At 61.3% G+C, this 12,213-nt stretch carries 11 protein-coding genes and 2 pseudogenes; 4 read left to right on the top strand and 9 right to left on the bottom strand.

Features of this window, described 5'->3' with window-relative positions:
• Window positions 1–245 precede the first annotated feature (245 nt).
• The 3 genes from DFO47_RS20250 to DFO47_RS21175 all read right to left on the bottom strand — a co-directional run bounded on the left by DFO47_RS20250 (window position 246) and on the right by DFO47_RS21175 (window position 1,944).
• The gene (locus DFO47_RS20250) at window positions 246–596 is read right to left on the bottom strand and encodes a hypothetical protein (RefSeq protein WP_133832810.1); all 351 of its coding nucleotides are present in this window, start codon (window positions 594–596) and stop codon (window positions 246–248) included.
• 76 nt (window positions 597–672) lie between these two features.
• A complete protein-coding gene (locus tag DFO47_RS20245; RefSeq protein ID WP_133832809.1) occupies window positions 673–1,104 on the bottom strand; it encodes a hypothetical protein in 432 nt (143 codons plus the stop codon).
• 690 nt (window positions 1,105–1,794) lie between these two features.
• Complete coding sequence (locus tag DFO47_RS21175) at window positions 1,795–1,944, bottom strand: hypothetical protein (RefSeq protein WP_166651772.1); 150 nt, start codon at window positions 1,942–1,944, stop codon at window positions 1,795–1,797.
• Window positions 1,945–2,420: 476 nt separating this feature from the next.
• On the opposite strand from DFO47_RS21175, the gene DFO47_RS20240 reads away from it, so the two are divergent.
• Both DFO47_RS20240 and DFO47_RS20235 read left to right on the top strand, forming a co-directional pair.
• Complete coding sequence (locus DFO47_RS20240; RefSeq protein ID WP_133832808.1) at window positions 2,421–2,753, top strand: hypothetical protein; 333 nt, start codon at window positions 2,421–2,423, stop codon at window positions 2,751–2,753.
• Complete coding sequence (locus DFO47_RS20235; protein ID WP_243835570.1) at window positions 2,734–3,060, top strand: hypothetical protein; 327 nt, start codon at window positions 2,734–2,736, stop codon at window positions 3,058–3,060. The genes DFO47_RS20240 and DFO47_RS20235 overlap by 20 nt, the downstream gene beginning before the upstream one ends.
• Before the next feature lie 236 nt (window positions 3,061–3,296).
• Here DFO47_RS20235 and DFO47_RS21460 read toward each other — a convergent pair whose 3' ends face one another.
• The 5 genes and pseudogenes from DFO47_RS21460 to DFO47_RS20215 form a co-directional block, all read right to left on the bottom strand.
• Window positions 3,297–3,425: a hypothetical protein gene (locus DFO47_RS21460; RefSeq protein ID WP_279586717.1), complete on the bottom strand. Its 129-nt coding sequence runs from the start codon at window positions 3,423–3,425 to the stop codon at window positions 3,297–3,299.
• A 290-nt stretch (window positions 3,426–3,715) separates the two neighbouring features.
• A pseudogene (locus DFO47_RS20225) lies at window positions 3,716–3,937 on the bottom strand (undecaprenyl diphosphate synthase family protein); the annotation flags it as partial.
• A 209-nt stretch (window positions 3,938–4,146) separates the two neighbouring features.
• Window positions 4,147–4,656, bottom strand: coding sequence for a hypothetical protein (locus DFO47_RS21170; protein ID WP_166651759.1), 510 nt, complete (start codon window positions 4,654–4,656; stop codon window positions 4,147–4,149).
• Between the two features lie 219 nt (window positions 4,657–4,875).
• Window positions 4,876–6,798, bottom strand: a complete 1,923-nt coding sequence (locus DFO47_RS20220; protein ID WP_166651771.1) for an AAA family ATPase — start codon at window positions 6,796–6,798, stop codon at window positions 4,876–4,878.
• 223 nt (window positions 6,799–7,021) lie between these two features.
• Window positions 7,022–7,570 (bottom strand): annotated as a pseudogene (locus DFO47_RS20215) (recombinase family protein); the annotation flags it as partial.
• A gap of 1,444 nt (window positions 7,571–9,014) precedes the next feature.
• On the opposite strand from DFO47_RS20215, the gene DFO47_RS20210 reads away from it, so the two are divergent.
• Both DFO47_RS20210 and DFO47_RS20205 read left to right on the top strand, forming a co-directional pair.
• Entirely contained in the window at window positions 9,015–9,785 is a 771-nt protein-coding gene (locus DFO47_RS20210) for a ParA family protein (RefSeq protein ID WP_109864093.1), read from the top strand.
• Entirely contained in the window at window positions 9,782–10,309 is a 528-nt protein-coding gene (locus tag DFO47_RS20205; protein ID WP_133832806.1) for a hypothetical protein, read from the top strand. Before DFO47_RS20210 ends, DFO47_RS20205 begins: the two co-directional genes overlap by 4 nt.
• Before the next feature lie 80 nt (window positions 10,310–10,389).
• On the opposite strand, the gene DFO47_RS20200 is transcribed toward DFO47_RS20205, so the two are convergent.
• On the bottom strand, window positions 10,390–12,213 hold the full coding sequence (locus DFO47_RS20200) for a MarR family transcriptional regulator (protein WP_133832805.1): 1,824 nt from the start codon (window positions 12,211–12,213) through the stop codon (window positions 10,390–10,392).

Genomic DNA, 12,213 nt, shown 5'->3' with positions numbered 1-12,213 from the left:
ACGCCCAACAAACTGGTTGAAGCGCAGCGGAAACCAGGGCGAGCCCAGCGAGCCTGCCCTTCCACTCCCCTGCCCAGGCACAACCCAACGGCACCACAGCCCATGGCTTGCCGCCGGCGGCCGCCAACCGTGCACCTGGTTACTGCGGGATTGGCGGTCCGCCGCCGGCGACCACCAACGAAGGCCGGCCACGACGGCGGACCGCCCGCGGTGACCGGCCCCCGAAAGACCGGCCACCCCCGGATCTATTCGCGGCGGTCGTGCAGCGGGACGGCTCCGTAGTGTCCGGCTGCGCGGCGGAACCGTGAGTCACTGCTGAAGATGAACGTGCCGCCGAACATGTACCACGGGGCGGGTTCACCTTCCGGTGTGACCGGCTCGGCGTGGATCACGGTTTCTCGGTGGAAGTGCTCGTTTTTGACGAGCCGGACGGCGGGCCGTTCCTCGGTGGCCTCGAAAACCGGGTCGATGCCCTCGCCAATGACGGTTACTTCCATGACGCGGGCGGAGATGCCCCGGTTCGAGAAGTCCGTGCCCAGGGCGTCGCGGTAGACCAGGGCGGTGATGCCTTTGGGGGCGGCGGTGTCGTTGCTCATGTGCTGGCTCCTTTGAAGTCGTGGGGGCTGTACTGCCCGGCTCGCGGCCGGGCAGTACAGCGGTTCTCAGGGCTGGTTAGGCGGCGTCCCGGACGGCGTAGGGCATCCGGTAGCGGCTGGGCAGTTCTGCGGCGGCCTCGGGCAGGTCTGCCGGGCCTTGGGCCTGCCCGTTCTTCCAGTGGTAGAACGCCTGCTCGGTGATCGCGTCCCACAGGCGGGCTTTGGTCCGGTAGTAGGTGCAGGTCACGTCACCCTCGCAATAGGTGGCGATGCCAAACAGGTTGCCGATGCTGTCAGCGGTGCGGGTGACGGCGACCATGACATAGGGCCACTGGCCAAGGTCCCAGCCGTCACGGCCCCAGCTGGAGAGCACGGCCCAGCCGTGCTCTTCGATCAATTCCATCCAGTCGTAGCCACCGTTCATGTGGTAATCGCCCAGCACGGTCACGCCGTCGATGGTTTCCTCCGTGTCCGCGAGGGTCACGGTCTTTTTGCTTACTGCATTCATGTGGTGTTGCTCCTTCTTGCCGAGAAGTTGGGTGGGGCGACCAATGGTGACCGGCCAGCTCCCCTCTCCCCCCGTTGTTTTTGGCTGCTGGCGAAGCTTGCGGAGCTGTGCCCGTGCAGGCCCGTCTACCCGCAGGGCAAGACCCGGGAAATCTTCGAAAGGAAATAAGCGACGAAGGAGCGCCGGAGAAGACTTTCCAGGGCCGCAGGCCCCGGGAGGAACGACAGGGGCTAGAGGGGCCGGAACGGGCACGTACAATCCGAAGGACAGCAGCCAAAAACGTCGTAGACACACAGGTGCAGGGGTCCGGAGCTCTGCGACGGCGCGCCCTGGACCCAACAGCCGGCCGCGCCAGCGGACGCCCAACAAACTGGTTGAAGCGCAGCGGAAACCAGGGCGTCCCCAATAGGGCGCTTTGCTCCCCGCGCCTGGATTCAGGCGGGCAGTGCCGAAAGGCGGACCCACGGACTGCGGCCCGCCTCTCGCCCGTATTACGTTTCCTGGTCCTTCCGGGTCTTCGCGGTGGCGCGGTAGGCGGTGATGGAAGCGCCAAGTGCCGCCAGGGAGAGCACGAAGTTGATGATGGTCAGAGGCTCCATGATGGTTTCCTTATCGTTGAACAGGACTTAGTCTGGGAAGGAGCCGGTGGCCGCAGCCTTGCGGTTACGACCACCGGGTTCGTAGCTACACCTACTTCCTTGCTTTACGCTTACGCTTCCGAGTTGCCGCTCGGGAGCGTTTGCTCGTTAAGAGCACGTTCCGCGTGGAGAGCAGAGCGATGACAGCTGTCATCAGGCTCATGACCGCTGTCGCGAGCTTGATCGCTTCGTGGATGCTCATGTAGCCACCTCCTTCCTGCCCCGCCGTGCGAGGCCCCCGCTGTCGCAGCCGGTCGAGGGTGGGCCGTCAACCCCGAAGAGTGCGCGGGGAATCCCGCGAAATAAGGGAGCCCTGGCGACCGCGTGGGATTGTCCGTGTACGTGGGTTGATGGGTCGGGCCCCCGGCCGGCTACGATGAGCGGCCTTGAACGGAGAACAACCCAGCCAGATGTAAGGGAAAAACAAGCATTTACAGGCCGGAGCGCAGCGAAGGACCATGCCCTGGGCGCAGCGCAGCGGAGACCAGAGCTCTTGACCTCCGGGTTATGCCCATTGGGGGGCAGGTGGAGCCCTCCGCACAGCTCAAAGCTGTCCCCACTGGGTATAACCCGGGGACCTCGTTGTCGTACCCCTCCCTCATGATGGGAGCCGGCGGCCAGGACCATGGCCGCCATTCTTTGGCGTGTCTATTCGAATATATGTTCTAAGGTTGTGGTATGTCCTCCGAGAGTTTTGCGGCCGCGCTGCAGGCGCAGTACGCACGGCGGGCCGGCCCAATCGGGTTGACCGTGGAAGAGCTCGATTTCGAGCACTTCCCGGTCAAGAACGGGTATCCAGGCATCCCGGTGAAGGCATGGATCCGGTTCCCGAACTGCGCCGAGCTGGTGGACGGCGAAGTCTTTGCCTGGACAGCGAAAGCAGCCGAAGTGACGTGGAAGGACGGGCCGGTCACGTACCGGACCTGGGTTTGGAGCTCGGCGGTCACCCGCCGGGAGGAAATGATGAACAGGAATTTGGGAGAGCGGACCCGTGGCAAGAACAACAACTGACAAACCCCTGGACGTGCCGGTGCAGGTCCGGTTTACTGCCAAAGGTATTCCCCTGGCCGTCAGATACGACGACCGGATCTGGGCCGTAGCCGCCGAACCGGTGCGCTGGTTCACCCGCTCCGACTGGTGGAACACCGCCAAGCGGCCACCTGTCGGGTGCGGGGACCTGGTCAGCGTCGAACACTGGCAGGTACAGGTCCGGCTAACCTCTACCTCGGCGCTGCGCACGTTCGAGCTGCGCCGCGACCCACTATCGGAACAGTGGTTACTGGCTGGCATCACGGACGCAGGATCCGCCGCCGCCTGAGCCACGCAGGGCTGGCGGCGGTAGCGTGGCGCTATGACAGAGGACGTGCCCCCGGCCCTGCATCCGCCCGTATCGCTGGCCCTGGCTAAGGCCGTTGATTCGGTCCCGGCCGAGGCTGCGGGCAACGCCTTCCGCCACTCCATCAGATATGTTCGCCCGCGGCCGGAGCTGGATCCGGCCGGAGAACGTGCAGTTGCCGGGCTGGTAGCCCGGCAACTGCACTGCTCCCAGATCACCTACGACGGATCATCAAACGGACCCAAAGGGTGGACGATCGCGAAGTAGATCGCCACGCCAAGGCGGGCAATGTTCACCGCGAAGCCCAGCATCGGCCACGGCGGAACGGGCTTCTTAGCCTTTTTCATTAGGTTCCTTCCTAAAAATCAGGAACCGTTGGGCGCTTCGGACTCGCGTCGGAGCTTGTGAGGGCCTAGCGTATGTGGTGTATAGCCGTACACGCCTGGCCCCACAGAACGGTTCAACCGGGCTGTCCCAGGAAAGCTGGAGCCCGTTCCCGCGGGCTCCAGGCATTTAAAGACAGCTGCCGTGGAGGCACATCTACAACGTAAATCCACCCGGGCAATTTTCCGCAACCAATACGCGGCGATTCCCGTTGCGCGTCAACTAACTCGTTCTGAACCGTGGGTGTCAGGCACCGCTGCCGACTGCGGTAGTCCCGCAGGGCGCGGAGGAAATCGACCTTGCGGAAGGCCGGCCACAGGGCCTCGCAGAAGTAGAACTCGCTGTAGGCGCTCTGCCACATCAGGAATCCAGAGAGCGGCTGCTCCCCTGAAGTCCTGATCACCAGATCCGGGTCAGGCTCGCCGCGGGCGTAGAGGAAGCGCGAGATGTCATCGACGCACAGGTCGTCGGCCAGGAAGGAACGGCGGCAGCGCCAGGAGTGGCAGGGAACGCAAAGGCCGGCCCCAACACCAAACAAGAAGGAAAGAACCGACCCGCGCCTTCCCCCACACAGCCCGGAAGGCCGGTCTGCCTTGGCGGTGCGCTGCTGCGGCGCGCTAGCCGGACGAATACCAACGTCCCACTTCCCTGAATCGGGACACCTCGACTTCTGAATCGCTACCCCTAACCTTCCCATGGGAAGGGTAGCTTGTTTTGTTCGGCGAAACTGTGCCACCAAGACATACAGTCGGCGGCGAGAGTCCGCGCGTCGTAATCCCGGGATTCGCTGGTTTCGGGCTGCCGGACGGTGATACTCACCCTGGGCGACCAGTCGCCCTGCTGCAGCATTACTGCGCTCACCCGCGCCGACGCCTTTGACGGCCGCCCATTACGTCCCTCGCGCGTGTGGTGCTTGGAGGTGCTCGCTACAGCTTCACAAAGCACCATCGGATCTGCGCCCCACGCCGCTTTTACAACTCGTTCCCTGACTGAGGACGGAAGCTCAGTGTCCCTCTTCATCCATTCGACAAGGTGCCAGCAGTCTTCAAAAAATCTCAGGAAGCGATGCCGGATGACGTGAATCTTAGTGCCGTGTCCTGTGAAGACCTCGTCAACAGCCGTATAGTCCCGTGTGACGTCATCCCACTTGCTAAACCAAGACTGATGCTCTCCGTAGAAGAATCCCGCAGCCACAAACTCCTCCTGCTCCTCTACACCAGCGATGGCCGGCCTTCCCTCCACTGACGTTATTTCACAGGTGGAACATTCCGCCGATTCACTTGCCACTTCTGATCCGCAGCCTCCGCATACTGTTGCCATGTCGCGGATGGTAGGTCCGAGGAGATGATCCATCAAGGTGTGCAGGTGTCCCGCTTCCTTAGAAATGGGACACCTACAACGGAACCTCCTTAGCTACTCTTGCGGGAGGAACGCGTTGACTTCCGTGAAGAGCTTCTCAGCACGATCCAAGGTAGCGGCGCTGATTTTAGGCAGGAGCGTGGCCTGATTTCTGCTCAAGGTAGAGGCCGGAGAGAAGTGGTTAATGCGTCCATTGTTGATCCCCCTCGCTTCAAATGCCCGTTCAACCCGTCTGACGAGTCTCGGATCTTCGGGCAATTCTTTAAGCGTGAGCTTCTTTCCGGCAAGCAAGCCTTGGTATGCATCATTGATCAGTTCTACGTAGAAGCCGGGCTCGAATAGGTCCTCGATGTCGGCGTCAGCTCTGCCGACGACAGTCCCGATTTCGACAATCCCTCCGCTGCCGAGGCGGCCTGCCTCCTTCAGGCGTCTTACGGCCGCACCGTCATTGCTGGCAGAGTCGATGAGCGCAATGGTGTTGAGTTTGTTTGATCCTAGAAGGGCGATAAAAGCTGGGAGTTTAGCAATTCCCCCTGCCGGCGTGATGACCAATCTGTCGTCCAGTCCATGACGCTTCTGCGATTTAAGAGCTTCCGACAGGACCTCAAGATAGAGGACGTCACCCGGCCCTTCAACGAGCAAGACATTTGGTGCGACAAAAAGAGTTTGACTGAGCTCGATGCCTAGGGTGGCGTGCAGGGGGAATGCAGTTTCGGCGTCTGCTCGAAGCACATCAGCCGAAACGACCGTGCCTTTTTTCTCATCGTCAACTACAGTCCGGACCCGTCCGAACTTGTGGGCATCGATCATGAAGGGCGAGTGCGTAGAGAAGATGACCTGATGCCGTGGAGCAAGCCTTTCATCGACAAAACGAAGCAGGTCTGCCTGCGCTGTGGCGTGCAGGTTCAGCCCCGGTTCATCCAGGAGAAGGATCAACTGCTGTTGCTCATTTTCTTCTAGGTGGGTGAAGTAGGCAAGGAAGGAGAAGAACCAAACGAAGCCCCTTGACCGCTCGTCGAACGGGACGCTGACGTTGTGGCGCTGGTTGACGACGCGGATCTGGAGCAAAGGTGCTTTGTCAAAGGGAGCGACTGCGTCAGGTTCGGGGGTTGGGATGATCTGGAGACGTACGGATAGACCCTTGTTTTGTGTCCAGTACTCGAACACCTCATCACTGATGCTGTTGGACGCGTTCTCCAGGTCGCGTATCAGGTGCTCGTGAGATTCCGGTTCGTGGAAGTCTTCCGGAGCAACGCCAGCCATGCTGAGGAGGGCCAGTACGGCTTCTTCGCCGCGTGTAAGTTCCCCCTCATCCCGTGCATTGATCAGGTGCGGGATCGAGACCTTGCCCGGCATCGAATCGTAGTCGCCGAAGTAAACGAATTTTGGCCGACGAGCGCTCAATAAGTCGATAACGGCAAGATCCAAGTCCTGCTTTCTCCACGAAGAGACCTTTGAAATTACAGCGGTAACACTTGAGGTAGGGGCCTCCATGGACTGCAGCGCATCGACCAGGGCCTCGACTGAGTCTGATTTGTCTACAAGTTGCTGGGTCGCGCTAGGCAGATCCAGCCCTTCCCGCAGGTGGCTAACAACCGCAGACTCGTCGACATCTATCTTCCAAGTGGTTCCTTTGAAGCGGTATCCCGCTGTTACAGAGAACCGGCGGCTGCGGAGTATGTCTTTTCCCAGTTCTTCTTCGACAGCATGCACATCGTTATCGTCCAGCTCATAGGTGAGGATGCTGACGGAGATCTCGTCAGATCCCCTTTTCTCGCGAGTAAGCCGGCTCGGATAATCCAAACCGATGTCGAACTTCGCCTTGTCCACGGCATGGGACTTGTACATGGCTTGCAACACTGCAGTTTTGCCGGACTCGTTCTTGCCGACAAGACAGGTCACGTCCGGCTCGACGTCGAAGTCTCCCCCATCTTCGATGCTCCTGTACCGTCGCAACTGCGTCTTGATGAGTTTCACTGAGCGGCCCTTCCCCTAAGTCCACGGGACGCACTGCCCCCTGGTGAGATAGTACCGGCGACCTGCGACAGCCGATGGCCGACATTTAGCCGTGCCGCTGTGTGGTTCGGAGGTCTCCTTGTTGGACGCTGTCAGTGGGCTCGCTCCCCCACCGGATCTTAGAGGTCGAGCAGCGCGAGAACTAGAACACGGACGGGTGGCCTGTTGGCGAAGGCGCCAGGAACTAGCTGTCTTGGCGTGTCAGAGCGCGCGTCAAGGATGAAACGCTGACGCTAAGCCGCTCAGCCGTTTCCTTCAAGGACTTTCCTTCGTTGCGCAGCTGCCGGGCCGTTTCCAGCTTCCCTGCCGTCATCGACCGCGGGCGGCCGCCGAGCCGGCCTCGCACTTTCGCTGCGGCCAGCCCAGCTTTAGTTCTCTCCGACAACCGTGATCGTTCGTAATCCGCGAGGGAAGCGAACATGTCAAAAATGAGCTTGCCGTGGGCACTAGTCGTATCCAGCCATGGTTCAGCCAGGGAACGGAAGCCTATCCCCCGCTGACCCAGCACTGTAACGATGTCCGCAAGATCGGAGGTACTACGGCCTAGCCTGGTCAGGTCCGCGACCAACAACACGTTGCCCGGCTGCAGGTAATCCAATCAGTCCTTCCACCGAGCTCTTGCTTGCGTAGCACCGGACGCGTACTCCTGAAAGACACGGACCGCTCCAGCCGCCACCAACGCATCCACCTGGGAATCGAGCGATTGACCGCGAGTACTGACCCTCGCATAGCCCCACTATGTTCCCGGACACGTCAAAAACCCTCCCATCGCCCTTTTGACCAGCTTTCTTTTCGGCAACCAGTTTTGACTAAGAGTAGGAGCGGTTTTTCGACTTTTTTGCAGACTTGCCGCCGGGAGGTCAGAAACGGTCGTTATCGCTGTGCCCTGCCGGGAACATCACGCCGCCCCTGAAATCTGATCGAGAGCGAGACGAAAGTCAACATCGCCATTGGCGAGACCTCCGACGAAGGACAGTGGTAACCCAACCCGGCAAGCCTTCCTGCCATACGCCATGCGTTCATGCATGAATGAATGTACGCATGCATGCGCGCTTGCTGGCGGGCATGCAGAAAGCAAGCAAGACCGGTGCACACAAGTGTGCGCACGAACATGCAGGCCTGCTGGGCGGCGCAGCCCACCCTCCCCCTGCCAGCATGGACGACAGCAGAAGGTGACGAGACGCCGATCGCAAGAATCTGCCAGGGGCCCGGGGGGCAATGCCGACCGAACACAGGCGGGGGAAGGTGTGGTGGGCGGCAAGGGGCAAGGGGCCTTCCGGGCCGGCGAGCAAGCATTCCTTCATTCATACCTGAATGCATGCACTCCGCTTGGTCAGGAGCATAAGCTCCGCCCGGCATACCGGCTTTCGACGCGCGAGTTTTCTTTCATGCATGAATGAAAGAATGAGAGACCGGCCGGTTCCGGCATTGCGTTCAGGCATTCACTCATGCTTGAACAATTGACGAAGTTCCAAAGCTCCAGCAGGGCACTTGCATGCATTCATGCGGGAACGTTTAGGATCCACCAGTTCGTGACCCTGCTGGGTTAAATGAACCCCGCCGTCGAAGTTCACGCGCGCCAAGCGACGGGAAGGAATGCATTCATTCATGCATGAAGGACGTGCGAGCAATGAAGCCCGAGTAAATGCCGGACAGTGCCGCTTACGTAAGCCAGGCCGGACATCCGAAAAGCAGGCTTGCAAGATGGCATGCCAGTGTGCGTTCCTTCAGGCATCCTTGACAGCCTTCCCGCATGCAAGCATTCATGCATGAAAGCATCGTTGCATTACAGCACGTACTCAGGATGTGGGTCGGGTCCGGCTCCCCACCCGGTCGGATGCCACACTCGGGGGTTACGCCTCTTCCCACTTATCCTTCCCAAGATGCATACACCTTGCATTCGTTCATGCATGAATGCACGCAGGAAGGACCAGCGGCAGGATAAGAGAACACCCCGAATTAGCAAGGGAATCGGGGCATGGCCTTGGGGCGGGGGAGGGGAGTGGTCGGCGTACCGTTGCACCGACGCCGACCGAAAATTGTGAACGAAGCATGCCTGCGTGCTTACTTTCTTTCATGCATGAATGAAAGAACTCTGTCATGCCAGTTTGATCACAGCTGGGGAGTAGACGGCGTGGCTCCTTGTAACGCACAAATGCGCCCGGGAAGCTTGAGCCATGCAAACAATCATGGTTTACAGCGAGTCAGGTGGCGCCACCAAGACGACGTCAGCTGTCTCTCTCGCCGCTGTAACTGCCGCCTCGGGACGCAAGGTCGTCCTCGTTGATCTCGACCCGCGTGCCGCCGCAACCAAGTGGATCGGGGTGGAGCCGAAGGAGTCTGGCCTCCACGTCGGTGCCATCCTGGGCGACCCGGACCCGGAGGGTTGGGCTGAAGACCTAGCCGTGGGGTCTAGCTGGTTCCCCAACCTCCGCGTCGTTCCGTCTGCCCGCAGCGTCTCCAACCGTGAAGCAGACCGGGCCGATCACGCAGAGCTCCGTCTCAAGACATCCCTAATGGGAATTGACGCCGACGTCGTCATCATCGACTGCCCGAACCGTCAGGGTGGGCCGCTCACTCTCTCCGCCCTCAACGCAGCGGACACCATCGTGTACGCCGCCGGCGCCACGGTGGACGGTGTGGATGGGGTAGCGGGTGCCCGCCGCAGCGTTGAACAGTTCCGCACCTCACGCAAACGCATCGGTGCGCCCGACAACCTCCATGAAGCCGGCATCATCGTCGGCGCCGTTGCCTCCACAGTCATGTCCAGAATTGCGGTCGCCAGCATTGAGGAACTGCGTGAAACCGGAATGCTGCTCACCCCGCTGGTCCCGCACCGTACCATCGTCCAAGAGATGCGCATGACCCAAGAGTGGTACGGGGAGTACCGAAAAGGCCTGCCGGTAGTAGAGGCCTACACCAAGCTGATGAAAGAGATCGTCCGATGACCGAGGCAAGCGTAATCAAAGACCGACCGGCACAGCTGCGCCGCAGGCCCCGGCCCGCCCCGGATGAGACGGTGGACCCTGTCGACTACAACCCGGCAACCCATACCCAGGCAGCACCGGCCGCCGCCCCGGTCCAGCCTGAGCCCGACCCGGCCAGTGCGGGAGGGGAGCAGGGGCCTGCCGTGGAGGCAGCGCCTGCGACACTTCCTGCTACCACGGCTGAGCCCGTCTCTGTGCCAGAGCCAGAGACTGCAGTGGAGACTGCAGTCCAGGCTGCACCTGCGGCAGTCGCGGTTCCTTTCGAGCCGCAGGCTCCCGCTCCTGCGCGCCAAGCGTCCAGAGCGTCAAAGGCCAAGGCCACCACGAACAAGAAGTCCCAGCGCCGCGAGGTAACGTTCCCGCTGAGCACCCGCGTCTCCCAGGAGATCCTGGATCTGCTCTACGACGCCCAGGAAAACGAAGGCGTTACCCTGCGAGACGCAATCGAGCAGGGTGTCCGGATGCGCTGGGGTTCCGCCCGCTAACCCGCATCCTCTCGAGCCATGCTTTCGTGCATTCATTCATGCATGAAAGCATGGCTTTCCCCTTGCCGCCGGAGGATGGGTCAGGCCGGTTGTCTGAAAGCCATGTCGGATAATGACCACTCATCGGGAGGTGCGTCGAACAGCTCCCACGGGTAATCCTCACCGGGCGAGAGAAGCTCAGCTACGGTAGTAACGTTCTTGGCCAGCCATTCCCGCCAGATGATCCGGTCTTGACGGTACCTCTGCACCTGCGCCGCCACTGCCTCCAGAACTCCGAACTGTTCAGCGAGCTGTCTCAAAGACGTCGCGGTTACCACCGACCAGGCCCTTCCGGCGTCACGAGCGACCAGGTTCCATGCCGTAAGGACTTCTAGCGCCTCGTGCACCGCGGACCTGGAGAGGCGCGTAAAACGGACAATTTCCGATGTCGGCATCGCGGGAGATTGCTCCAGGGCCTCGTAGACGAAGGCCGCCGGCAGCCCCAACTCCCGGAACACCGGACGCAAGGCGTGAAGCTTTCCCTTCTGCCACCTCACATCTTCGGCGGCGGCCCTGAGCTCTTCAGGCACGGTTAGCATGTACAGATCGCCTTTGGTTCCACGAGCTTCTTCCACCAGCGTCACTAGGGGATCCTTCTCTACACGCAACTCCCTCAAGTGGAGGCCGACGGTGGTGTGGTCAAGGCCGGTGGCAACCGCGATGGACCGGACGCCGAATTCGATGAACCGGGAAGCTGTCATGTGGGCTGCCTCGCCCAGTGCTCGTAGCACCATTCGTCGTGCCATTCCCGTCCTGGATTCCTGGTAGTTCACCTCTCTAATCCTGAGCGCGTTCCGCCAGGTCCTGATAAACCGATGCTCTGCATCGGGGTTGGAATTTGAGGAGGAGCCCTTTACCGCTGCCGCCTGTGTAGGGGGCTGGCTTGTGGGGGATCTGCGAACACTGTTATTCGGGTCGTTATCGGTCTTGTTTTTGCTGAGGTAGCTGAGGGCGTTCATCCAGTCCCGGCGCAGCGACGGAAGTCTGTGACGGGCTGCGTACCGGGCGTAGAAGGAGGCGAGCCCGGGCCAGGTTCCCTGGAGCATGCGGCGTTCAACATCGATCAACTCGAGGCCGGCGGCCGCCGCGGACAGGATGACGGCCTGGCGTGCGTTGGAGTCCGAGGCGTACTGATTTATGTCGTAGAGTCCGGTCTGGGCGAGCACCTGCATTGCTCGGGACATGCGTCCGGCGGGCTGGTCGATGGCCGGGGCGTTCGGGATTGAGGGGGTGAAGGATTCTTCCTGCCTGAGGGCCCGGGCAGCCCTGATCTCTGCGGCTAGGTCTTTGGTCATGGCGGTCCAGACTGCGGAGCTATTGGGCCGGCGTGCGATGTCGTAGGCCATCGAAAGGCTCATCGCCAGCTGCTGATGGCCGCCGCGCTTGTGCGCTGAGCCGGGGGTTCGCATGCAGCCGTGGAGCAGGTTTTGGTGCGGGGTCTTGTCGAGGGTCCGGTACCGGGTGCCCAGCGCCTCGACAAGATCACGCGCTTCGGAGAAGGTGACCCGCTGCGCCAGCGGGATGTAGACATGGCGGCCGCCGTTGGGAGAGTAGTCCTCGATCCAGCGCGCCCCAACTGAGTGCAGCCAGGTCTGGACAGCCCGGACATCGGCCTGGACCCAATCCTGCCCGGCTACCCCTGAGTCGAAGTCCAGGAAGATCGCAGCGCAGGTGCCGTCCTTGCCAAAGATCCGAACTGCGGCGGGAACCGAAGGAAGTACATCGGTGAGATTTCGTTCATGTTTTTGCGGATAGGACCTGCCCGCATCCTTGGAAAGTCGGACCCGGGGCTGACCTGCGAGGACGGGCGCGAGGGCAGCCCACGCCTCTGCAGGCGAGCATGATGAAGTGGGGTTGCGCGACAC

The organism is Arthrobacter sp. AG258 (assembly GCF_004364695.1).
In the GTDB taxonomy this organism is placed as follows: domain Bacteria; phylum Actinomycetota; class Actinomycetes; order Actinomycetales; family Micrococcaceae; genus Arthrobacter.
This window is presented reverse-complemented; position numbering and strand designations above follow the sequence as displayed.

Bases quoted from the DNA above. Each gene is read 5' to 3' on its own strand.
- DFO47_RS20250 (WP_133832810.1), bottom strand. From the start codon at position 596: ATGAGCAACGACACCGCCGCCCCCAAAGGCATCACCGCCCTGGTCTAC.
- DFO47_RS20240 (WP_133832808.1), top strand. From the start codon at position 2,421: ATGTCCTCCGAGAGTTTTGCGGCCGCGCTGCAGGCGCAGTACGCACGG.
- DFO47_RS21175 (WP_166651772.1), bottom strand. From the start codon at position 1,944: ATGAGCATCCACGAAGCGATCAAGCTCGCGACAGCGGTCATGAGCCTG.
- DFO47_RS21460 (WP_279586717.1), bottom strand. From the start codon at position 3,425: ATGAAAAAGGCTAAGAAGCCCGTTCCGCCGTGGCCGATGCTGGGCTTC.
- DFO47_RS20245 (WP_133832809.1), bottom strand. From the start codon at position 1,104: ATGAATGCAGTAAGCAAAAAGACCGTGACCCTCGCGGACACGGAGGAA.
- DFO47_RS20205 (WP_133832806.1), top strand. From the start codon at position 9,782: ATGACCGAGGCAAGCGTAATCAAAGACCGACCGGCACAGCTGCGCCGC.
- DFO47_RS20210 (WP_109864093.1), top strand. From the start codon at position 9,015: ATGCAAACAATCATGGTTTACAGCGAGTCAGGTGGCGCCACCAAGACG.